At 67.2% G+C, this 20,613-nt stretch carries 22 protein-coding genes; 7 read left to right on the top strand and 15 right to left on the bottom strand.

The window, feature by feature from the left end:
* Window positions 1-45: 45 nt before the first annotated feature.
* On the top strand, window positions 46-369 hold the full coding sequence (locus tag RN02_RS13355) for a hypothetical protein (protein WP_043314928.1): 324 nt from the start codon (window positions 46-48) through the stop codon (window positions 367-369).
* Between the two features lie 59 nt (window positions 370-428).
* Here the strand turns inward: RN02_RS13355 and RN02_RS13350 are convergent, their stop codons facing one another.
* From RN02_RS13350 to xerD, 5 genes are all read right to left on the bottom strand, one after another.
* Window positions 429-713: a DUF3509 domain-containing protein gene (locus RN02_RS13350; protein ID WP_009616381.1), complete on the bottom strand. Its 285-nt coding sequence runs from the start codon at window positions 711-713 to the stop codon at window positions 429-431.
* Window positions 714-844: 131 nt separating this feature from the next.
* Window positions 845-2,254, bottom strand: a complete 1,410-nt coding sequence (gene thrC / locus RN02_RS13345; RefSeq protein ID WP_043314927.1) for a threonine synthase — start codon at window positions 2,252-2,254, stop codon at window positions 845-847.
* Between the two features lie 89 nt (window positions 2,255-2,343).
* Window positions 2,344-3,648: a homoserine dehydrogenase gene (locus RN02_RS13340; RefSeq protein ID WP_024128495.1), complete on the bottom strand. Its 1,305-nt coding sequence runs from the start codon at window positions 3,646-3,648 to the stop codon at window positions 2,344-2,346.
* A 172-nt stretch (window positions 3,649-3,820) separates the two neighbouring features.
* A complete protein-coding gene (locus tag RN02_RS13335) occupies window positions 3,821-4,549 on the bottom strand; it encodes a DsbC family protein (protein WP_043314926.1) in 729 nt (242 codons plus the stop codon).
* Window positions 4,550-4,847: 298 nt separating this feature from the next.
* Entirely contained in the window at window positions 4,848-5,744 is an 897-nt protein-coding gene (gene xerD, locus RN02_RS13330; protein WP_043314925.1) for a site-specific tyrosine recombinase XerD, read from the bottom strand.
* 95 nt (window positions 5,745-5,839) lie between these two features.
* Between xerD and RN02_RS13325 the strand changes: the two genes are divergently transcribed.
* Window positions 5,840-7,672 (top strand): cation:proton antiporter, encoded by a 1,833-nt coding sequence (locus tag RN02_RS13325; RefSeq protein WP_043314924.1) that lies wholly within the window; start codon window positions 5,840-5,842, stop codon window positions 7,670-7,672.
* A gap of 116 nt (window positions 7,673-7,788) precedes the next feature.
* The gene (locus RN02_RS13320) at window positions 7,789-8,466 is read left to right on the top strand and encodes a hypothetical protein (protein ID WP_009616368.1); all 678 of its coding nucleotides are present in this window, start codon (window positions 7,789-7,791) and stop codon (window positions 8,464-8,466) included.
* A gap of 350 nt (window positions 8,467-8,816) precedes the next feature.
* On the opposite strand, the gene rplS is transcribed toward RN02_RS13320, so the two are convergent.
* The 5 genes from rplS to ffh all read right to left on the bottom strand — a co-directional run bounded on the left by rplS (window position 8,817) and on the right by ffh (window position 12,283).
* Window positions 8,817-9,167: a 50S ribosomal protein L19 gene (rplS, locus tag RN02_RS13315; RefSeq protein WP_009616363.1), complete on the bottom strand. Its 351-nt coding sequence runs from the start codon at window positions 9,165-9,167 to the stop codon at window positions 8,817-8,819.
* 44 nt (window positions 9,168-9,211) lie between these two features.
* On the bottom strand, window positions 9,212-9,955 hold the full coding sequence (gene trmD / locus RN02_RS13310; protein ID WP_043314923.1) for a tRNA (guanosine(37)-N1)-methyltransferase TrmD: 744 nt from the start codon (window positions 9,953-9,955) through the stop codon (window positions 9,212-9,214).
* A 24-nt stretch (window positions 9,956-9,979) separates the two neighbouring features.
* A complete protein-coding gene (gene rimM / locus RN02_RS13305; RefSeq protein WP_009616348.1) occupies window positions 9,980-10,513 on the bottom strand; it encodes a ribosome maturation factor RimM in 534 nt (177 codons plus the stop codon).
* A gap of 5 nt (window positions 10,514-10,518) precedes the next feature.
* Entirely contained in the window at window positions 10,519-10,767 is a 249-nt protein-coding gene (gene rpsP / locus RN02_RS13300; RefSeq protein ID WP_009616346.1) for a 30S ribosomal protein S16, read from the bottom strand.
* Between the two features lie 142 nt (window positions 10,768-10,909).
* Window positions 10,910-12,283: a signal recognition particle protein gene (gene ffh / locus RN02_RS13295; RefSeq protein ID WP_009616344.1), complete on the bottom strand. Its 1,374-nt coding sequence runs from the start codon at window positions 12,281-12,283 to the stop codon at window positions 10,910-10,912.
* A gap of 192 nt (window positions 12,284-12,475) precedes the next feature.
* Between ffh and RN02_RS13290 the strand changes: the two genes are divergently transcribed.
* From RN02_RS13290 to RN02_RS13280, 3 genes are all read left to right on the top strand, one after another.
* Entirely contained in the window at window positions 12,476-13,276 is an 801-nt protein-coding gene (locus RN02_RS13290) for a cytochrome C assembly family protein (RefSeq protein ID WP_009616342.1), read from the top strand.
* Window positions 13,277-13,322: 46 nt separating this feature from the next.
* Window positions 13,323-14,621 (top strand): HlyC/CorC family transporter, encoded by a 1,299-nt coding sequence (locus tag RN02_RS13285; RefSeq protein WP_043314922.1) that lies wholly within the window; start codon window positions 13,323-13,325, stop codon window positions 14,619-14,621.
* 281 nt (window positions 14,622-14,902) lie between these two features.
* Window positions 14,903-16,204 (top strand): MFS transporter, encoded by a 1,302-nt coding sequence (locus tag RN02_RS13280; protein WP_043314921.1) that lies wholly within the window; start codon window positions 14,903-14,905, stop codon window positions 16,202-16,204.
* Between the two features lie 379 nt (window positions 16,205-16,583).
* Here RN02_RS13280 and RN02_RS13275 read toward each other — a convergent pair whose 3' ends face one another.
* The 5 genes from RN02_RS13275 to RN02_RS13255 are packed head-to-tail and all read right to left on the bottom strand — an operon-like array spanning window position 16,584 to window position 19,876.
* Window positions 16,584-17,315 carry an SGNH/GDSL hydrolase family protein gene (locus RN02_RS13275; protein WP_043314920.1) on the bottom strand — a complete coding sequence of 244 codons (732 nt, stop codon included), beginning with the start codon at window positions 17,313-17,315 and terminating at the stop codon, window positions 16,584-16,586.
* A complete protein-coding gene (gene purT, locus RN02_RS13270) occupies window positions 17,312-18,493 on the bottom strand; it encodes a formate-dependent phosphoribosylglycinamide formyltransferase (protein ID WP_043314919.1) in 1,182 nt (393 codons plus the stop codon). Before purT ends, RN02_RS13275 begins: the two co-directional genes overlap by 4 nt.
* Before the next feature lie 38 nt (window positions 18,494-18,531).
* Window positions 18,532-18,720: a DUF1289 domain-containing protein gene (locus tag RN02_RS13265; protein WP_009616323.1), complete on the bottom strand. Its 189-nt coding sequence runs from the start codon at window positions 18,718-18,720 to the stop codon at window positions 18,532-18,534.
* Window positions 18,717-19,241, bottom strand: a complete 525-nt coding sequence (locus RN02_RS13260) for a gamma carbonic anhydrase family protein (protein ID WP_043314918.1) — start codon at window positions 19,239-19,241, stop codon at window positions 18,717-18,719. The genes RN02_RS13265 and RN02_RS13260 overlap by 4 nt, the downstream gene beginning before the upstream one ends.
* 38 nt (window positions 19,242-19,279) lie before the next feature.
* Complete coding sequence (locus RN02_RS13255) at window positions 19,280-19,876, bottom strand: CoA pyrophosphatase (protein ID WP_009616320.1); 597 nt, start codon at window positions 19,874-19,876, stop codon at window positions 19,280-19,282.
* A 136-nt stretch (window positions 19,877-20,012) separates the two neighbouring features.
* Between RN02_RS13255 and RN02_RS13250 the strand changes: the two genes are divergently transcribed.
* Window positions 20,013-20,567, top strand: a complete 555-nt coding sequence (locus RN02_RS13250) for an NUDIX hydrolase (protein ID WP_009616318.1) — start codon at window positions 20,013-20,015, stop codon at window positions 20,565-20,567.
* Window positions 20,568-20,613 lie beyond the last annotated feature (46 nt).

The following is a 20,613-nucleotide window of genomic DNA, read 5'->3' as shown; positions in this document are numbered from 1 at the left end:
TCCTTTCGGCGCCCATTCCGGGCGCCCCGCAGAGGAGAAGGCTCCATGGAGATGAACCAGCACTGCCTGGACACGCTGCGCAAGCTGGCCCAGGGCATCGACCCGCGCAGCGGCCTGCCGCTTCCCGAGCAGGATGCCTGCCAGGCGCCGGAGGTGATCCGCGCCCTGTTCCAGGCCATCCAGGCCCTCGAAGCCCAGAGCAAGGTACGCCCGCCGCCGGAGCAGGCCGGCAAGCCCTGGAGCGAGGAAGAGGAACAGGCCCTGCTGCAGCGCTTCGACGAGGGCGAGCCGATTACCGCCATCGCCCGCGCCCATGGCCGCACCACCGGGGCCATCCGCGCCCGCCTGGTGCAGTGCGGGCGCCTGTAGAAACACGAATGCCGCCGTCCCGGGCCGGGACGGCGGCATTCGCGATGGAACCGGCGGGCTCAGGTGTCGTAGCTGAGCACCTGGGCGGCACGCTGGCGCAGTGCCAGGATGACGTCGTTGCAGATCCGCCCCTCCTGCACCGCCAGGTCGCGGCTGATGGCTTCCAGCGCCTCCTGGCAATTGCGCTCGTCGGCCAGTTGTTCGCCACTGAGGACGCGACGCAGGACGACCTCGCCTTCGGAAGTGCTCAGGCTCAGCACCCGGCCACCGTCCGGACGCGCGGGTCCGAGATCGTGGGCGTACTGGCTGAAGATGGCTGCGAGCAGGGGCTCGAGTCGGTCCATGGGGTTCTCCTGGGATACAACGGATACGTCAGCAAAAGACCTCTATCTGAAGGAAAAAGTTCAATAACCTCAGATATTTGCCCCGCAAACGAAAAAGCCCGCCAAGCTGGCGGGCTCTTCCTGCGGCCGGTTTAGAGCGGCTTGCCGCGGTTGCCGTGGGCGCTGACGAAGGCCTGGACCTTGGCTAGTTCGTTGGGCAGCACGGTGCAGCGTTCCTCGCGCTGGAACAGGTCGGCCAGGTGCGTCGGCAGCGCCGGGGCCGCCTCGATGCCGGCCTTCTCCACCGCTTCCGGGAATTTCACCGGGTGTGCGGTGCCCAGGGTGACCATGGGGATGGCCAGGCTGCGGCGGCATTCGCGGGCGGCGCGCACGCCGATGGCGGTGTGCGGGTCCAGCAGTTCGCCGCACTCGGCGTAGACCTCGGCGATGGTCTGGCAGGTCTGCTCGTCGTCCACCGCCAGCGAATCGAACAGGCGGCGCGCCTCGGTCCAGCGGTCATCCTCGACGGACAGCTTGCCGGTGGCCTTGAAGCCGTCCATCAGCTCGGCGATGGCCTTGCCGTTGCGGCCGTGCAGGTCGAACAGCAGGCGCTCGAAGTTGGACGAGACCATGATGTCCATGGACGGCGACAGCGATGCGTGCAGGGTGTCCTTGTCGTAGCGGTTGCCGGACATGAAGCGGTGCAGGATGTCGTTGCGGTTGGTCGCCACGATCAGTTGGCTGACCGGCAGGCCCATGTTGCGCGCCAGGTAGCCGGCGAAGATGTCGCCGAAGTTGCCGGTGGGCACCGAGAAGGCCACCGAACGGGCCGGCGCGCCGAGCTGGATGGCGGCGTGGAAGTAGTAGACGATCTGGGCCATGATCCGCGCCCAGTTGATCGAGTTGACCGCCACCAGGCGGGTGCCTTTCAGGAAGCCCTGGTCGGCGAAGCTGGCCTTGACCATCTCCTGGCAGTCGTCGAAGTTGCCTTCGATGGCGATGTTGTGGATGTTTTCGCCGAGGATGGTCGTCATCTGCCGGCGCTGCACCTCGGACACACGGTTGTGCGGGTGCATGATGAAGATGTCGACGTTCTCGCAGGCCTTGCAGCCTTCGATGGCCGCCGAGCCGGTATCGCCGGAGGTGGCGCCCATGATCACCACGCGCTCGCCGCGCTTGGTCAGCACGTGGTCGAGCAGGCGGCCGAGCAGTTGCAGGGCGAAGTCCTTGAAGGCCAGGGTCGGGCCGTGGAACAGCTCCAGCACCCACTCGTTGCCATTCAGTTGGCGCAGCGGCGCCACGGCATTGTGGGCGAAGACGCCGTAGGTCTCCTCGAGGATCTTCTTGAAGTCGGCGTCGCTGATGCTGCCGGCGACGAACGGGCGCATCACCCGGAAGGCCAGCTCGTGGTACGGCAGGCCGGCCCAGGAGGCGATTTCCTCGACGGTGAAGCGCGGCAGGTTTTCCGGCACGTACAGGCCGCCGTCGCTAGCCAGGCCAGCCAGAAGCACGTCTTCGAAGTTCAGCGCGGGCGCCTGGCCGCGGGTACTGATGTAGCGCATGTTAGAAACCTTTCTTGAAAACCGATAAAAGCGCTGGAGGCTTGAGGCTGGACGTAGAAGCCTTCTCGTCCAGCCTTCAGCCTATAGCCTTACGCGAGCTGCTCTACACGAATGCGTACGACATTGCCGACCACGTCATCCAGCGCTTCCAGCGCGGCGATGGCTTCGATGATGCGGGACTCGAGCACGCGGTGGGTAACCAGGATCATCGGCACCAGACCGTCATGCTCTTCGACTTCCATCTGCATGATCGATTCGATGTTGATGCCGCGCTCGGAGAGGATGGTCGCCACCTGGGCCAGTACGCCCGGGTGGTCCTTGGCCTGGATGCGCAGGTAGTAGGCGCTTTCGCAGGCTTCGATCGGCAGGATCGGGTGGTCGGAGAGCGAGTCCGGCTGGAAGGCCAGGTGCGGCACGCGGTTCTCCGGGTCGGTGGTGAGCACGCGGACCACGTCGACCAGGTCGGCGACCACCGAGGAGGCAGTGGGCTCCATGCCGGCGCCGGCGCCGTAGAACAGCGTGGAACCGGCGGCATCGCCGTTGACCATGACCGCGTTCATCACGCCGTTGACGTTGGCGATCAGGCGGTCGGCCGGGATCAGCGTCGGGTGCACGCGCAGCTCGATGCCGGCATCGGTGCGGCGGGCCACGCCCAGGTGCTTGATGCGGTAGCCCAGGGCCTCGGCGTAGTTCACGTCGGCGGTGGTCAGCTTGGTGATGCCCTCGGTGTAGGCCTTGTCGAACTGCAGCGGGATGCCGAAGGCGATGGACGCCAGGATGGTCAGCTTGTGCGCGGCGTCGATGCCCTCGACGTCGAAGGTCGGGTCGGCTTCGGCGTAGCCCAGCGCCTGGGCTTCCTTGAGCACGTCGGCGAAGGCGCGGCCTTTCTCGCGCATCTCGGTGAGGATGAAGTTGCCGGTGCCGTTGATGATGCCGGCCAGCCAGTTGATGCGGTTGGCCGCCAGGCCCTCGCGGATCGCCTTGATCACCGGGATGCCGCCGGCCACCGCGGCCTCGAAGGCGACGATCACGCCCTTCTCGCGGGCCTTGGCGAAGATTTCGTTGCCGTGCACGGCGATCAGCGCCTTGTTCGCGGTGACCACGTGCTTGCCGTTCTCGATGGCCTTGAGCACCAGCTCGTGGGCCAGGGTGTAGCCGCCGATCAGCTCGATGACCACGTCGATTTCCGGGTTGTTCGCCACGTCGAAAATGTCGGCAGTGATGGGGGTGCTGCCGGTTTCGCATTTCGGATTGGGGCGACGGGCGGCAATCTGCGCAACCTCGATACCACGCCCGGCACGGCGGGCAATCTCCTCGGCGTTGCGTTTGAGTACATTGAAGGTACCGCCACCGACGGTCCCCAACCCACAGATTCCCACTTTCACCGGTTTCACGCTGAAACTCCCCATCATCGCGGCAAACGGGGTACGTCCCGGCCCGCGGCGCATGCGCGGCGAGGGCGGGGACGTACCGTACGAAGGCCGGGCGAGCGCCCGGCCTCATGGTTAAAGGAACCGCACATTACGAAGCGGCTCCCTATTAGTCAAATCAGGCGCAGGGCCCGATTCACTTGGTGTCCAGCACCAGCTTGGCGATTTCGCCGGCGCTCTGGTAACCCGGCAGCATCTGGCCGCTTTCGAGGATGATCGCCGGGGTGCCCTGCACGCCGACCATCTGGCCCAGCTGGAACTGCTTGTCCACCGGGTTGGGGCACTGCGCGGCCTTGATTTCCTTGCCGTGGAACATCTCGGTCATGGCCGCCGCGCGGTCCTTGGAGCACCACACCGCCTGCAGTTGCTGGTCACCCGGGGACTTCGGCCCCTGGCGCGGGAAGGCCAGGTAGCGCACCTCGATGCCGCGCTTGTTCAGCTCCGGCACCTCGGCGTGCAGCTTCTGGCAGTAGGGGCAGGTGGTGTCGGTGAACACGGTGATGTGCGCCTTGGCCTTGCCCTGGGCGGGGAACACCACCATGTCGCTGGCCGGCAGAGCATTGATGGTCTTGGCCACGCCGGCCGCCTCGGCGACCTCGGTGATGTTGGTGGCCGCGCCGTCCTTCACCTGGTAGATGTTGCCCTGCACCACGAAGTTGCCGTCGGTGCTGGCGTAGAGCACCCGGCCGCCCTTGAGCTGGACCTGGTACAGGCCCTGCACGGGGCTGGCGCTGATGGTTTCGATGGGCAGGTCGGGCTGCAGCGACTGCAGGGTCTTGCGGATGGTCTGGTCGGGCTCGGCGGCCAGGACGAGGGTGCTGGCGAGGCCCAGGGCCGCGGCAGCCAGGAAACGGGACAGACGCATGGAAAACTCCTGTGGATGAACCTCGCAGCCTACCACAGCAGAGCCTGCGGACCGAACCGCGAGCTTGTAGCACGAGGCTTCAGGGCGCGCCGTTGGTCGATCAGGTCAAGCGGCGGATAACGCGAACGGTTGTTCGTCCTACACCAGACAGGCCTATCTTGCCGGCTGCGCCGAGGCGCGCCTCAACGGATGGGTTGAGCCTTGGCGAAACCCATGCGGTCGTGGTGATGGGTATCGCTTCGCTCAACCCATCCTACGGGGGTGTCCGGCCCATCGCGGACGGAGTCCGCTCCTGCGCTCAACCGCGCGGGTGGTGCTGGGCGTGCAGTTCCTGCAGGCGCGCGCGGGCGATGTGGGTGTAGATCTGCGTGGTCGACAGGTCGCTGTGGCCCAGCAGCATCTGTACCACGCGCAGGTCGGCGCCATGGTTGAGCAGGTGGGTGGCGAAGGCGTGGCGCAGGGTGTGCGGCGACAGCGACTTGCCGATGCCGGCGACCTTGGCGTGGTGCTTGATGCGGTACCAGAAGGTCTGCCGCGTCATCTGTTCGCCGCGCAGGCTGGGGAAGAGCACGTCGCTGGGGCGGCCGCCGAGCAGGTCGTCGCGGGCGTTGCGCAGGTAGCGTTCGAGCCAGACGATGGCTTCCTCGCCCAACGGCACCAGGCGCTCCTTGCTGCCCTTGCCAAACACCCGCACCACGCCCTGGCGCAGGTTGAGCTGTTCGAGAGTCAGGCCGACCAGCTCGCTGACGCGCAGGCCGCAGGCGTAGAGCACCTCCAGCATGGCGCGGTCGCGCAGGCCCAGCGGGTCCTCGGTCTCCGGCGCGGCCAGCAGCGCTTCCACGTCGGCCTCGGACAGCGACTTGGGCAGCGGCTTGCCCAGTTGCGGCAGCTCCACCTGCAGGGTCGGGTCCTCGGCGATGAGTCCCTCGCGCAGGCAGTAGCGGTAGAAACCGCGCACGCCGGAGAGGAAGCGCGCAGTGGAGCGGGCCTTGTAGCCCTGGGCCAGGCGCCAGGCCAGGTGGTCGAGGATTGCCTCGCGGCCGGCGCGCTCCAGGCTCACGCCCTGCTCCCCCAGCCAGCCGTTGAACAGCGCCAGGTCGCTGCCGTAGGCCAGGCGGGTGTTGTCGGCGAGGCCCTTTTCCAGCCAGAGGGCGTCGAGGAAGCGGTCGATCAGTGGGTGCGCAACGGGATTCACGGCGGTTTTCGGATTCTAAAGCGGACGGGGCGCAGCTAGTCTTCCACAGGCGGGCCGTCCGCGGCCAGCCATCCCCTCGTCAAGGAATCCTCCGCATGGATGAAACCCGAGTTCTGCTTTCCCTCGGCGGCATCGGCGCCGGCGCCCTGCTCTGCCAGTGGCTGGCCTGGCGCCTTCGCCTGCCGGCGATCCTCTTCCTGCTGCTGTCCGGCATCCTCGCCGGGCCCCTGCTCGGCCTGCTCGACCCGCAGGCGCTGTTCGGCCCGCTGCTGTTCCCCCTGGTCTCGCTGTCGGTGGCGCTGATCCTCTTCGAGGGCAGCCTCACCCTGCACTTCAGCGAGTGGCGCGAGATCGGCAAGGTGGTGCAGCGCATGGTCACCTGGGGCGCGCTGTTGACCTGGGGCGTGATCGCCCTGGCGGTGCACTGGCTGCTGGACTTCAGCTGGGAGATGGCGCTGCTGTTCGGCACCCTCACCCTGGTCACCGGCCCCACTGTGATAGTGCCGATGCTGCGGGTGGTGCGGCCGAAGGCGGCCATCGCCAACATCCTGCGCTGGGAGGGCATCGTCATCGACCCCATAGGCGCGCTGCTGGCGGTGGTGGTCTACAGCTTCATCGCCGCCAGCGACACCGGCAGCGGCTGGCGCCACAGCCTTGGCGCCTTCGCCGGGGTGATCGCCTGCGGCAGCGCCTTCGGCATCCTCGGCGGCCTGGCCCTGGGCCAGGTGCTGCGCCGCCAGTGGCTGCCGGACTACCTGCACAACCTGGCCGCGCTGTCGGCGGTGCTGGGCATCTTCATCGGCGCCAACCTCACGGTGCACGAGTCCGGCCTGCTGGCGGTGACGCTGATGGGCATGTGCCTGGCCAACATGAAGGGCGTGGACGTGCGGCAGATCCTGCACTTCAAGGAAAACCTCAGCGTGTTGCTGATCTCCGGCCTGTTCATCGTCCTCGCCGCGCGCCTGGACCTGTCCGCCCTGCTCGGCCTGGGCCCGGCGGCGCTGCTGGTGCTGGCGCTGATCCAGTTCGTCGCCCGCCCGCTGAACGTGCTGGTGAGCAGCGCCGGCTCGTCGCTGAACTGGCGCGAACGGGCGCTGCTGGCCTGGATAGCACCGCGCGGGATAGTCGCGGCGGCGGTCTCGGCGATCTTCGCCATCCGTCTGCAGGAGGCCGGTCACCAACAGGCCCAGTTGCTGGTGCCGCTGACCTTCCTGGTGATCATCGGCACCGTGGTCCTGCAAAGCGCCACCGCGCGGCCCCTGGCGCGCCTGCTGAAAGTGGCGGAGCCGGCGCCCAGCGGCTTCCTCATCGTCGGCTCCAACCCGGTGGCGCGGGCCATCGGCACGGCGCTGAAGAACGCCGGCAGCCGCGTGCTGCTCACCGACTCCAGCTGGGAGAACATCCGCGCCGCGCGCATGGACAACCTGCCCACCTACTTCGGCAACCCCACCTCGCAGCATGCCGAGGCGCACCTGGACCTGGTCGGCCTCGGCCACCTGCTGGCCCTGTCGCCCTCCGGCGAGCTGAACACCCTGGCCTGCATGCGCTTCCGCCACGAGTTCGGCGCGCGCCTCTTCAGCCTGACCAGCGGCCAGGAGAGCCGGCGCACCGACAAGCACCGCGCCAGCGACCAGCACCGCGGGCACAACCTGAGCCCGCGCGAGCTGAGCTACCCGCAGTTCGCCGGCCTGCTGTCCCGCGGCGCCGAAGTGCGCAGCACCCTGCTCAGCGAGAGCTTCGGCTGGGAGCAGTACCAGGCGCTGTACGGCAACGCCGCCACCCTGCTGTTCGCCCGCGATCCGTCGGGCTGGATGCACGTGGCCAGCAGCACCCGGCCGCTGAACCCCGCGGAAGGCTGGCTGGTGATAGCGCTGATCGAGGAAGGCGCCCACGCGGCCGGCAAGGAGGACGACCGGCAGTCGGAATGAGCCGGGATCGGCTGGCGAATCGTCCGTCAGCCTATCCTAAGATGGGTGACAGGGCGGAGTGCCGGAGGCAATGATTGCACCACGCCATCATTCTTTCAGCTCCACGGTCCACAACCATGCCCAACACCCAGAATTCCCGCCTCGGCCAGATTCTCGTCAGCAAGGGCCTGATCAGCGCCGCCCAACTGGACCAGGCGATCCAACTGCAATTGCGCAACGGCCTGCGCCTGGGGGAAACCCTGATCGCCCAGGGCTGGGTCAGCGAACGCCAGGTCAAGCGGGCGCTGAAGAAGCAGAACAACCTGCGCCTGGCCGCCACCCTGGTGGCGGCCCTGCTCGGGCCCTTCCAGTTGGCCAGCGCGGACATCCAGCGCCAACAGGCCCCGGCGATCAGCCAGAGCCACCAGCAGCGCGGGCTGAAGCCGCTGAGCGACAGCGAAATGAGCGGCATCAACGCCCAGGGTTTCGATGAAACCCTGCAGAGCCTGTTCGTCAGCGCCGAGGCCGGCGACGGCGTGGGCACCATGAAGCAACTGGCGCGCCTGGTGCTGCCGGTGGTGGACAGCCTGCAGGCCGAGACCTCGATGAAGGACGTGGTCTACGACACCGAGCACATGGCCTCCAGCCTCAACCCCGACGGCTCGATCAGCCTGCGCCTGCCCAGTTCCATCGGCGAAATGCGCTTCGACAACATCCGCGTCGCCGGCGCCCCGCAGAGCCAGAGCATGGGCAGCCTGAGCCTGCAGGACATCGACCTGTCCCAGGCCTCGCTGCACGTCAGCATGCGGCCCTGAGGAAGCCGGGAAGCCCGCTCCTACCGTACCGGCAGGCACGGCTCTTAGTAGGAGCGAGCTTGCTCGCGAACCGCATGGCACCGCGTTTGTTCGCGAGCAAGAACCAGGCGTCCCCCTCGATCCTACGAAGAGCACCTACGCCGTCGTTCTCGGCAGCGGCATTTCGGGCCAACGGCGGATAACCGCGAACGGTTATGCGCCCTACGGTTCCGGAGGCACAGTTGTAGGAGCGCGCCCTGCGCGCGAAATCGCGGACAGGGCCCGCTCCTACAGGCGTCCCCGGCAAATCGCAGGCATGAAAAAAGCAGCCCGAGGGCTGCTTTTTTCCGGATCGACTGGGAGTCGTGGACTCAGACCAGTTTTTCCTTGATGCGCGCTGCCTTGCCGGACAGTTCGCGGAGGTAGTACAGCTTGGCCTTGCGCACGTCGCCGCGACGCTTGACGCTGACGCTGTCGACCAGCGGGCTGTAGGTCTGGAAGGTACGCTCTACGCCTACGCCGTTGGAGATCTTGCGAACGGTGAACGCGCTGTTCAGGCCGCGGTTGCGCTTGCCGATCACGACGCCTTCGAAGGCCTGCAGACGCTGACGGTCGCCTTCCTTCACTTTCACCTGGACGATTACGGTGTCGCCGGGGGCGAACGCCGGAATCTCTTTGTTCATCTGTTCAGCTTCGATCTGCTGAATGATCTTGTTGGTCATCTCAGTGCTCCTAAGACAAGCGCTTGGCGCTCGCCATCGATACGTTAACTATCGTCCCGCTGGCGGATGTATTCCTCCAGCAGCTTCTTCTCTTCTCCAGAAAGCGAGCGGCAATCCAGAAGATCGGCACGTCGTTCCCAGGTCCTTCCAAGGGACTGCTGCAAACGCCAGCGCCGGATGTGTTCGTGGTTGCCGCTTAGCAGCACCTCGGGAACACGTTTGTCTGCGTACACCTCGGGTCGGGTGTAGTGCGGACAGTCGAGCAGGCCGTCGGTGAACGAGTCCTCCTCGGCGGAGTCCACGTGGCCCAATGCACCGGGCAACAAGCGTGTGACCGCGTCGATCAGCACCATGGCCGGAAGCTCACCCCCGGACAGGACATAATCGCCAATCGACCATTCCTCATCCACGTGCTCTTCGATGAAGCGCTCGTCGATGCCTTCGTAACGCCCGGCTATGAGGATCAACCATTCCTCGTTCGCCAGTTCCTTCACGGCCGCCTGCGTCAGTTTGCGGCCCTGCGGCGACAGGTAGATCACCTTCGCCGGTCCGCCTGCGGCTTGCCGGGCATCGCCCAGTGCGCCTTCCAGCGGCTTGATCTTCATCACCATGCCCGGACCACCGCCGAAGGGCCGGTCGTCCACCGTCTGGTGACGGTCATCAGTGTTGTTGCGTGGGTTGAAACACTCGAGCCGGATCAGCTCCTGTTTCACCGCACGGCTGGTGATGCCGTAGTCACTGATGGCGCGGAACATCTCCGGAAAGATGCTGATGACTCCGATCCACATGGGTTGAAACTCCTACCCTGCGGGTCAGAAATCCGCGTCCCAGTCCACCCTGATCTCGCCAGCTGCTAGGTCCACCGATTGCACGCATTGCTCCGTATAGGGCAACAGGCGCTCGCGGTCATCCAGGCTGCCCGCACAGGGCTTGACCACCATCACGTCGTTGGCGCCGGTCTCCAGCATGTGGTCGAGTATCCCGAACAGTTGCCCGTTCGTGTCGATCACCTTGAGACCTTCCAACTGGCTCCAGTAGAACTCGCCGTCGTCCAGTTCCGGGAGCTCGCTGCGCGGTACCAGGATCTCGAAATCCGCATAGGTGCGGGCGACTTCGCGATCGTCCAGTCCCTTCAGCTTCGCCACCAGGACATTGCCCTGCACGCGGCCACTGACCAGTTCAGCCTGTCGAACCTCGGTGCCACGCTTGAGCGTCCAGCGCCGGTAGTCCAGCAGGTTGTCCAACGGGTCGGTAAAGGAATACACCTTCACCTCGCCACGAATGCCATGCACGGAAACTATCTTGCCGAGTACGATCATTTCCTCGGCGGCAGGCATCGTGTTCATCAATCTCAGGCAGCCTTGGCGGCGTCCTTGAGCAGTTGAGCGACGCGCTCGGACGGTTGAGCGCCTTGGCTCAGCCAGTAGTTGACGCGCTCCTGGTTGACCGAGAGTTTGACTTCGGCGCCAGTGGCGACGGGGTTGAAGAAGCCGACGCGCTCGACAAAACGGCCGTCACGAGCGTTGCGGCTGTTGGTCACGGTCAGGTGATAGAACGGGCGCTTCTTGGAGCCGCCACGAGCCAGACGAATGGTTACCATGCGTACGTTGTTCCTATGGTTTGCTTGCAAAAAAGAAATGCAGCCCTCGGGCAAGGAGCCCGAAAGGCCGCATATTCTATGAGCTAAAGCCCCGCGCCGCAAGCCGCAGCACGTCGGCCCGCCAGCCAGGCGGGCCTGCGGGTCACATCTTCGGCATGCCGCCGGGGAACATGCTCCCCATGCCGCGCATCATCTTGGCCATGCCGCCCTTGGCGGTGACCTTCTTCATCATCTTCTGCATCTGCTTGTGCTGCTTGATGAGGCGGCCGACGTCCTGCACCTGGGTGCCGGAGCCCATGGCGATGCGGCGCTTGCGCGAGCCGCTGATCACTTCCGGGTCGCGGCGCTCGGCGGGGGTCATGGAGTTGATGATCGCCTCCATCTGCTTGAACTGCTTCTCCGCCGCGCCCTGGGCGTTGCCCATCTGCGCCAGGTTGACGCCGCCGAGCATCGGCAGCTTGTCCATCAGGCTGCCCAGGCCGCCCATGTTCTTCATCTGCTGCAGCTGGTCGCGGAAGTCCTCGAGGTCGAAGCCCTTGCCCTTCTTGATCTTCTTCGCGAGCTTCTCGGCCTTCTCGCGGTCCATGTTCTGCTCGGCCTGCTCGATCAGGCTGAGCACGTCGCCCATGCCGAGGATGCGCGAGGCCACGCGGTCCGGGTGGAAGGGGTCGAGCGCTTCGCTCTTCTCGCCCATGCCGAGGAACTTGATCGGCTTGCCGGTGATGGCGCGCACCGACAGCGCGGCGCCGCCGCGGGCGTCGCCGTCGACCTTGGTCAGCACCACGCCGGTCAGCGGCAGGGCGTCGTTGAAGGCCTTGGCGGTGTTGGCGGCGTCCTGGCCGGTCATGGCGTCGACCACGAACAGGGTTTCCACCGGCTGGATCGCCGCGTGGACCTGCTTGATCTCGTCCATCATCTGGCTGTCGACGTGCAGGCGACCGGCGGTATCCACGATCACCACGTCGATGAACTTCAGCTTCGCCTCGCGGATCGCCGCCTCGGCGATGGCCACCGGCTTCTGGCTGGTGTCCGAGGGGAAGAAGGTCACGCCGATGTCGTTGGCCAGGGTTTCCAGCTGCTTGATCGCCGCTGGGCGGTAGACGTCCGCCGAGACCACCAGCACCGACTTCTTCTTGCGCTCCTTGAGGAAGCGCGCCAGCTTGCCGGCGGTGGTGGTCTTGCCCGCGCCCTGCAGGCCGGCCATGAGGATGACCGCTGGCGGCGCGGCGTTGAGCGCCAGGTCCTCGTTGGCCGCGCCCATCAGCTCGACCAGCTCGGCCTGCACGATCTTCACGAAGGCCTGGCCCGGGGTCAGGCTCTTGGACACCTCGGTGCCGACCGCGCGCTCCTTGATGCGGTTGACGAAGTCCTTGACCACCGGCAGGGCCACGTCGGCCTCGAGCAGGGCCATCCGCACTTCGCGGAGCGTATCCTTGATGTTGTCCTCGGTCAGCTTGGCTTTGCCGGTGACCTGGCGCAGCGTTTGCGAGAGGCGGTCTGTAAGATTTTCGAACATGCGCGTTCCTATCGGGCCGGCAGCGGCCGGGGTGGGCGTGGCAGCAAGCGCGGGATTATAACCAACTGCGAAGGCCACAGACACCGCCGATGATCCCGCCGCAGCGAGAAAGCGAAGCGTTCCCGGCTGCTTTCTAGGCATGGGCGTTCTGTGCCAAACTCGGCACCTTTCGAAGGATTCGCCCAAGACGCTATGCACCCTCTGCTGCCCAGCCTGCTCGCCGCCCTCCTCTACCTGGGCGCCACGGCCTACCACGGTGTCTGCCTGGCGCGCCGCGCCGCGCCGAACAAACCCCTGCTGCTGGTGCTCGGCCTGGCCGCGCTGGTCGCCCAGTGCCTGGGCCTGACCCCGCAACTGCTGACCGACGCCGGGCTGGTGCTGGACTTCTTCAACGCCGCCAACCTGATCGCCGCGGCGGTGATCGCCCTGACCCTGCTGGCCTGCCTGCGCATCCCGGTGGAGAACCTGCTGCTGTTCCTCTTCCCGCTGGGCATGCTGACCGCCGCGCTGTCGGTGCTGGTGCCCCACGGCACCCTGGAGCCGATCAACGAGCAGCCGGGCATCCTCGCGCACATCCTGCTCTCGGTGCTGGCCTACGGCCTGCTCACCATCGCGGTGTTCCAGGCCCTGCTGCTGCTGGTGCAGGACCATCGCCTGAAGCACAAGCACCCGGCCGGGCTGATCCGCAACTTCCCGCCGCTGCAGACCATGGAAAGCCTGCTGTTCGGCTTCCTCTGGGGCGGCTGGGTGCTGCTCTCGCTGTCGCTGGTGTCCGGCTGGCTGTTCCTCGACAACCTGTTCACCCAGCACCTGGCGCACAAGACCATCCTCTCCTGCTTCGCCTGGGTGGTCTTCGCCGTGCTGCTGTGGGGCCGCCACCAGCTCGGCTGGCGCGGGCACAAGGCGATCCGCTGGACCCTGGCCGGCTTCTGCCTGTTGATGCTGGCCTACTTCGGCAGCAAGCTGGTCAAGGAATTCATCCTGCACATCTGAGGCCGGCGGCGCCTGGGCGCCACGGAACGCTGAGGGCACCCGACGCATGGGCGACATCCATCCCGGCTACCTGGTCGGCCTGCTGGTCTTCCTGCTGCTGTGCTCGGCGTTCTTCTCCAGCGTCGAGACCGGCGTGCTCAGCCTGGACCGCTACCGCCTGCGCCACCAGGCCAAGCAGGGCAACCGCGCGGCGCGGCGCACCAGCTGGCTGCTGCTGCGCACCGACCGCCTGCTGGGCACCATCCTCATCGGCAACAACCTGGTCAACGTCATCGCCTCGTCCCTGGCCACCCTGCTGGCCCTGCGCCTGTGGGGCGACTTCGCGGTGGCGCCCACGGCCCTGGCGCTGACCCTGGTGCTGCTGATCTTCGGCGAGATCACCCCCAAGACCTACGCCACCCTGCGCCCGGAACGCGTGGCCTTCCCCGCCAGCCTGCCGCTGCTGTGGCTGCAGCGCCTGTTCAGCCCGCTGCTGTGGCTGATGAACGGGGTGAGCAACGGCATCCTCCGGCTGTGCGGCCTGGACCCGGTGCAGCGCCGCAGCCGGCCGCTGAACAACGACGAGCTGCGCAGCGTGGTCAGCGAATCCAGCGAGAAGCTCAGCGCCAACCGCCAGGACATGCTGCTGAGCATCCTCGACCTGGAAAAGATCACCGTGAACGACCTCATGGTGCCACGCAACGAGGTGCAGGGCATCGACCTGGACGACGACGTGGAAAGCATCATCGGCCAGCTGCGCAACACCACCCACACGCGCCTGCCGGTGTTCCGCAACGACATCAACCAGGTCGAGGGCATCGTCCACATGCGTCAGATCGCCCGCCTGCTGACGCACAACCAATTGACCAAGGACAGCCTGCGCGCGGCCTGCCTGGAGCCCTACTTCATTCCCGAGAGCACGCCGCTGTCGACCCAGCTGATCAACTTCCAGAAGCAGAAGCGGCGCATCGGCATCGTCGTCGACGAGTATGGCGAGGTGATCGGCATCATCACCCTGGAAGACATCCTCGAGGAGATCGTCGGCGAGTTCAGCAACGCCGACGCCCTGCGCAACCCGGACATCCACCCCCAGGCCGACGGCACCTACGTGATCGACGGCTCGGCGAACATCCGCGAGCTCAACCGCGCCCTCGGCTGGCAGTTGCCCAGCGAGGGGCCGAAGACCCTCAACGGCCTGGTCACCGAGGCCCTGGAGCAGATCCCCGACTGCCCGGTGTGCCTGCGCATCGGTCCCTACCGCCTGGAAATCCTGCAGTCCGGCGAGAACCGCGTGAAGAGCGTGCGCGTCTGGCTCACCGGGCGCGCCGCCGCGCCAGCGCCGGGCAGCGCCGACGGGCTTGCCTGAGCGGCCGGCCCGCGCCCTATAATCGCCCCCTGCTTACCCAGCATCCCGCGCCTGGGCCTGCGCTACCCGCGCAACGCCCGGCGCCAGTCGACCGCCCGCCAGCCCGAGCCCGGCCCCGTGCCTGCGCCCGGCGAAGCACCCGGCCTCGCCCCGACCCGCCGCGAGGTTCCCGTCCCTGCCCCTACCCGGGTGGCGCTTCCCGCCTCGCGCACGGGCATAGCCTCCATCGCCGCCGGACACGCCCGCAGAGCCGTGCCGGCCATGACTGACAGGGACATCCCATGACCACCGCCAGCCTTGCCGCTGCCGCCGAACAGCAACCCGCCAACTCCACCGCGCGAGTCGCGGTCGCCAGCTTCATCGGCACCGCCATCGAGTTCTACGACTTCTACGTCTACGCCACCGCCGCCGCCCTGGTGATCGGCCCGGTGTTCTTCCCGCAGACCTCGGGCACGGCGCAGATGCTCAGCGCCTTCATCACCTTCGGCATCGCCTTCCTCGCCCGGCCGCTGGGCTCGGCGCTGTTCGGCCACTTCGGCGACCGCGTCGGGCGCAAGTCGACGCTGGTCGCCTCGCTGCTGCTGATGGGCCTGTCCACCACCCTGATCGGTCTGCTGCCGGGCTACGACAGCATCGGCGCCTGGGCCCCGGCGCTGCTCTGCCTGCTGCGCTTCGGCCAGGGCCTGGGGCTGGGCGGGGAATGGGGCGGCGCCGCGCTGCTGGCCACGGAGAATGCCCCCAGGCACCGCCGCGCCTGGTTCGGCATGTTCCCGCAGATGGGCCCGTCGATCGGCTTCCTCGCCGCCAACGGCCTGTTCCTCGGCCTGGCCATGACCCTCAGCGAGGAACAGTTCCGCGCCTGGGGCTGGCGCATTCCCTTCATCCTCAGCGCACTGCTGGTGATCGTCGGCCTCTACGTGCGCCTGAAGCTGTCGGAAACCCCGGTGTTCGCCAAGGCCATGGAACGCCAGGAGCGCTCCAGCCTGCCGATCGCCGAGCTGTTCGCCCAGCACTGGCGCCCGGTTCTGCTGGGCGCGCTGGCCATGGTGGTGTGCTACGCGCTCTTCTATATCTCCACCGTGTTCTCGCTGAGCTACGGGGTGACCAGCCTGGGCTACAGCCGCGAGCAGTTCCTCGGCCTGCTGTGCTTCGCGGTGCTGTTCATGGCCGCGGCCACGCCCATCTCCGCCTGGCTGAGCGACCGCTACGGGCGCCGTCCGGTGCTGATCGTCGGCTGCATCGCCGCCATCCTCTCCGGCTTCACCATGCAGCCGCTGCTGAGCCAGGGCTCGTCGGTGGAAGTGGCGATCTTCCTGGCCCTGGAGCTGTTCCTCATGGGCGTGACCTTCGCCCCCATGGGCGCCCTGCTGCCGGAACTCTTCCCCACCCGCGTGCGCTACACCGGCGCCTCGGCGGCCTACAACCTGGGCGGCATCCTCGGCGCCTCGGTGGCGCCCTACATCGCCCAGAAGCTGGTGGGCATGGGCGGGCTGAGCTGGGTCGGCGGCTACGTGTCGGTGGCGGCGGCGCTGAGCCTGATCGCGGTGCTGTGCCTGCACGAGACGCGGGAGCGGGAGCTCTGAGCGGCGCCGATCTCCTGTAGGAGCGCGCCCTGCGCGCGAATCGCGGGCAGGGCCCGCTCCTACAAGAGCCCCGTAGGATGGGTTGAGCGAAGCGATACCCATCGCCGTGGCAACCTCTTGCAGGAGGGACGACCCGTAGCGGATCTCATCCGCGAATCGCGCCGATACGTCCGGCCATCGCGGACAAGGTCCGCTCCTACGGGGCATGGTGTGGCGGGGCGCAGGGGCAACTGTCTTGCGCCGAGGTGTTCTTCGTAGGATGGGTTGAGCTTGCGAAACCCATGTGGTTGCGGCCATGGGTATCGCTTCGCTCAACGCCATCCTACGAAAAGCCGTGCTTCCTGGAGCCGCAGGAGCGGACTCCGTCCGCGATCCGGCCTCAGCAGCGCTCCACGGCCACCAGCCACTGGGCCAGATGCTCGCCCCACACCTGGTAGCCCAGTGCCGACGGGTGATAGCCGTCGATGGCGAGATACTGCGGCTGCATCTCCAGCCCCACCGCGCAGTATCCAGCGCCTAGCGCCGTAGCCAATTCCCGCAACTGGCCATCCAGCAACGCAGCGCGCCAGCCCAGCAACTGCCGCAGCAGCCAGGGCAAGGCGCGGAAATGCCGCAGCGGCGGCACCGCCGTGCACACCACTCGCGCGCCATCGGCCTGGAAATGCCCGATCAGCCGGGCGATGGCCGCCCGCCAGCGCTCGCCGGAACTGAAATGGGTGGTGTCGTTGACGCCGAAGACCAGCGCCACCAGGTCATACCCCCCGTCGGCCAGCGGCAACAGGCGCTCGCAGGCCTCACCGGCGGTAATGCCGTTCTCCCCCAGCGCCCGCCAGGCCACCGGCCGTTGCAGGCGCGCCGCCAGGGCCGTGGCCAGGCGCCCGGCCAGGGCGAAGTCCAGGCAGGAGGCGCCGACGCCGGCGACGGTCGACTCGCCCAGCAACAGCAGGCGCAGGGGCTCGCCGGGAAATTCCGCGCCGGCCAGACGCTCACGGGCCCCCGCGGCCGGGGCCAGGCGCAGCGCCGTGCGCCGGGTGCGCACGGCCATCGGCAGGGCCAGCGGCAGCAACGGCAGCGCCGCCGCCCACCAGGCCAGCCCCGCCAGGCGGTTCACAGCTCGATGACCACCGCCTCGGCCGAACGGGTGGCCTTGGCCCGCGCTTCCTCGATGGTTTCGGCACGCGCCAGGGCCACGCCCATGCGCCGCTGGCCGGAGACTTCCGGCTTACCGAACAGACGCAGGGCGCTGTCCGGCTCGGTCAGCGCGGCGCCCAGGTTGCCGAAGCTGACCTGCTGCGACTCGCCGTCCACCAGGATCACCGCCGAGGCCGAGGGCCCGAACTGGCGGATCGCCGGGATCGGCAGGCCGAGGATGGCCCGCGCGTGCAGGGCGAATTCGGAGAGGTCCTGGGAGATCAGCGTCACCAGGCCGGTGTCGTGGGGGCGCGGCGAGACTTCGCTGAACCACACCTGGTCGCCCTTGACGAACAGCTCCACGCCGAACAGGCCGCGCCCGCCCAATGCCTCGGTGACCGCCCTGGCGACGCGCTCGGACTCGGCCAGGGCCTTCGGGCTCATGGCCTGGGGCTGCCAGGATTCGTGGTAGTCGCCCTTGACCTGGCGGTGGCCGATGGGCGCACAGAAGGTGGTGCCGCCGACGTGGCGCACGGTGAGCAGGGTGATCTCGTAGTCGAAGTCGATGAAGCCTTCGACGATCACCCGGCCCTTGCCGGCGCGGCCGCCTTCCTGGGCGTAGTCCCAGGCGGCCTTGAGCTCGGCGTCGGACTTGAGCACGCTCTGGCCCTTGCCCGAGGAGCTCATGATCGGCTTGACCACGCAGGGGTAGCCCACCGAGGCGACGCCGGCGAGGTAGTCCTCGTAGGTATCGGCGAAATGGTATGGCGAGGTGGGCAGGCCCAGCTCCTCGGCGGCCAGGCGGCGGATGCCCTCGCGGTTCATGGTCAGCTGCGCGGCGCGGGCGCTGGGCACCACGGTGTAGCCTTCGGCCTCCAGCTCCACCAGGGTGGCGGTGGCGATGGCCTCGATTTCCGGGACTATGTAGTGCGGCTTCTCCTGCTCGATCACCGCGCGCAGGGCGGCGCCATCGAGCATGCTCAGCACGTGGCTGCGGTGCGCCACCTGCATGGCCGGGGCGTTGGCGTAGCGGTCGCAGGCGATCACTTCGCAGCCCAGGCGTTGCAGTTCGATCACCACTTCCTTGCCCAGCTCGCCGGAGCCACAGAGCAGTACGCGGGTCGCCGTGGGCGACAGGGGGGTTCCAATACGGGGCATTGCGTGCAACCTCGGGAAGGGGATGTTCTGTCGGCGCGCTAGAGCAGCACGCCCTGTTCGCGAGCGCGCTCGTGGCACAGGCGCAGCACCTCGCGGCGCTCGTCGTTGTCCATGCGGCCCCAGCGGGTGATTTCGTCGGCCGTGCGCTGGCAGCCTATGCACAGGTCCTGATCGTCCAGGGTGCAGACGTAGACGCAGGGCGAGGCCACCGGGCGTTCCTGGCTCATTCTTCCTGCCCGGCCAGGTCGCGGGCGTAGCGCCGGGCGTTGTGCACGTAGTGGGCGGCGCTGGCCTCGAGCATCTTCTTCTGCTGCTCGCTCAGCTCGCGCACCACCTTGCCGGGCGAGCCCATGACCAGCGAGCCGTCGGGAATCACCTTGCCCTCGGGGATCAGCGAATTGGCGCCGATGATGCAGTACTTGCCGATCTTCGCGCCGTTGAGCACCACGGCGTTGATGCCGATCAGGCTGTAGTCGTCCACCGTGCAGCCGTGCAGCATGACGTTGTGGCCGATGGTCACGCCCTTGCCGATGTTCAGCGGGAAGCCCATGTCGGTGTGCATCACGGTGCCGTCCTGGACGTTGCTGTTCTCGCCGATGTGGATCAGCTCGTTGTCGCCACGCAGCACGGCGTTGAACCAGACGCTGGCGCCGGCATCCAGGCGCACCTTGCCGATCACCGCGGCGTTCGGGGCGATCCAGCTGTCGGGGTGGGTTTCGACTCGGGCGTCGCCCAGGCGGTATTTCATCGGTGGCTCCTCAGGCATCTCGTTGTTGTACGCGCCGCTCAGCTGAGCTTGATGAATTGTGGCGGCGCTTGGTGCAGGTCGATGCGGTCATCGAACAGCAGGTTGACCAGTTCGACGACCATGATCGCCGACAGGCCCCAGATCTTGTATTCGCCGAAGCGGTAGCTGGGCACGTACCAGCTGCGCCCGAAGTAGTCGATGCGGTGGGTCATTTCCCGCGGGTCGCCGCGGAAGAACTCCAGCGGCACCTTGAACACCGCGGCGATCTCGCCGTCGTTGGGGGTGTACTCGACGAAGTCGGGAACGAAACCGACGAACGGCGTCACCTTGATGCCATGGCGCGAGACCAGGGTGCTCAGCGGCCCGACCACCTCCACCAGGCTCGGCGGCAGGGCGATCTCCTCCTCGGCCTCGCGCAGCGCGGTGTGGATCAGGTCGACGTCCTCGGGGTCGCGGCGCCCGCCGGGGAAGGCCACCTCGCCGCTGTGGGTGGACAACCCGGTGGCGCGCAGGGTCAGCACCAGCTCCTCGCTGGGGGTGATGGGCAGCAGCACCGCCGCTTCGGGGAAGCGCTGCTCGCTGTTCAGGTCCTGGGGGGTGTGCGCCGTGATGCGCCGGCGCAGCTCGTCCAGCATGCGGACATCCTGCGTGTAAGCCATTCTCTCAATTGTGGAATCATGGCATGAAAGGCTGCCTCGCCCAAGCCCCACCCCCTTGCTGCGCGGGCCTTCCGGCGAGCAAGATGGCTGTATCGATTCCCAGGGAAAGTGCATGAAATTCTGCAGTCAGTGCGGCGCCAGCGTGAGCCTGCGCATCCCCAGCGGCGACAACCGGCCGCGCTACATCTGCGACCAGTGCCATACGGTGCATTACCAGAACCCGCGCATCGTCGCCGGCTGCCTGCCGGTGTGGGAGGGGCGCATCCTCCTGTGCCGCCGCGCCATCGCCCCGCGCCAGGGCTTCTGGACGCTGCCGGCGGGCTTCATGGAGAACGGCGAGACCCTCGAGCAGGCCGCCGCCCGCGAGACGCTGGAGGAGGCCTGCGCCCGCGTGCGACAGTTGCAGCTCTATACCCTGTTCGACCTGCCGCACATCAGCCAGGTGTACATGTTCTTCCGCGCCGAGCTGGCCGACCTGGATTTCGCCGCCGGCGAGGAAAGCCTGGAGGTGGGCCTGTTCGAGGAATCGGCGATTCCCTGGTCGGAGCTGGCTTTCCCCACCGTGGGCCGTACCTTAGAATGCTACTTCAGCGACCGGCAGAGGCAGGACTTCCCGGTGCGCAACGAGGCCATAGCACCCATGCCGGGCCACTACAAGAAGACCTGAACACTTTGCAGGGCCGTGCATCGCGGCGCTTTATCGAACATCCGGG

Origin of the sequence: Pseudomonas sp. PI1 (genome assembly GCF_000812405.1) — a bacterium.
Lineage (GTDB): Bacteria > Pseudomonadota > Gammaproteobacteria > Pseudomonadales > Pseudomonadaceae > Pseudomonas > Pseudomonas citronellolis.
Note: the sequence above shows the minus strand (reverse complement) of the source record. Positions and strands in the feature narration are given on the sequence as shown.

Coding starts and splice junctions, on each gene's coding strand:
- RN02_RS13260 (WP_043314918.1), bottom strand. CDS start 19,241: ATGAAATACCGCCTGGGCGACGCCCGAGTCGAAACCCACCCCGACAGC.
- RN02_RS13325 (WP_043314924.1), top strand. CDS start 5,840: ATGGATGAAACCCGAGTTCTGCTTTCCCTCGGCGGCATCGGCGCCGGC.
- RN02_RS13350 (WP_009616381.1), bottom strand. CDS start 713: ATGGACCGACTCGAGCCCCTGCTCGCAGCCATCTTCAGCCAGTACGCC.
- ffh (WP_009616344.1), bottom strand. CDS start 12,283: ATGTTCGAAAATCTTACAGACCGCCTCTCGCAAACGCTGCGCCAGGTC.
- RN02_RS13320 (WP_009616368.1), top strand. CDS start 7,789: ATGCCCAACACCCAGAATTCCCGCCTCGGCCAGATTCTCGTCAGCAAG.
- RN02_RS13265 (WP_009616323.1), bottom strand. CDS start 18,720: ATGAGCCAGGAACGCCCGGTGGCCTCGCCCTGCGTCTACGTCTGCACC.
- RN02_RS13255 (WP_009616320.1), bottom strand. CDS start 19,876: ATGCTGGACGAGCTGCGCCGGCGCATCACGGCGCACACCCCCCAGGAC.
- RN02_RS13280 (WP_043314921.1), top strand. CDS start 14,903: ATGACCACCGCCAGCCTTGCCGCTGCCGCCGAACAGCAACCCGCCAAC.
- RN02_RS13290 (WP_009616342.1), top strand. CDS start 12,476: ATGCACCCTCTGCTGCCCAGCCTGCTCGCCGCCCTCCTCTACCTGGGC.
- rimM (WP_009616348.1), bottom strand. CDS start 10,513: ATGAACACGATGCCTGCCGCCGAGGAAATGATCGTACTCGGCAAGATA.
- RN02_RS13335 (WP_043314926.1), bottom strand. CDS start 4,549: ATGCGTCTGTCCCGTTTCCTGGCTGCCGCGGCCCTGGGCCTCGCCAGC.
- purT (WP_043314919.1), bottom strand. CDS start 18,493: ATGCCCCGTATTGGAACCCCCCTGTCGCCCACGGCGACCCGCGTACTG.
- RN02_RS13355 (WP_043314928.1), top strand. CDS start 46: ATGGAGATGAACCAGCACTGCCTGGACACGCTGCGCAAGCTGGCCCAG.
- thrC (WP_043314927.1), bottom strand. CDS start 2,254: ATGCGCTACATCAGTACCCGCGGCCAGGCGCCCGCGCTGAACTTCGAA.
- rplS (WP_009616363.1), bottom strand. CDS start 9,167: ATGACCAACAAGATCATTCAGCAGATCGAAGCTGAACAGATGAACAAA.
- RN02_RS13285 (WP_043314922.1), top strand. CDS start 13,323: ATGGGCGACATCCATCCCGGCTACCTGGTCGGCCTGCTGGTCTTCCTG.
- trmD (WP_043314923.1), bottom strand. CDS start 9,955: ATGTGGATCGGAGTCATCAGCATCTTTCCGGAGATGTTCCGCGCCATC.
- RN02_RS13250 (WP_009616318.1), top strand. CDS start 20,013: ATGAAATTCTGCAGTCAGTGCGGCGCCAGCGTGAGCCTGCGCATCCCC.
- rpsP (WP_009616346.1), bottom strand. CDS start 10,767: ATGGTAACCATTCGTCTGGCTCGTGGCGGCTCCAAGAAGCGCCCGTTC.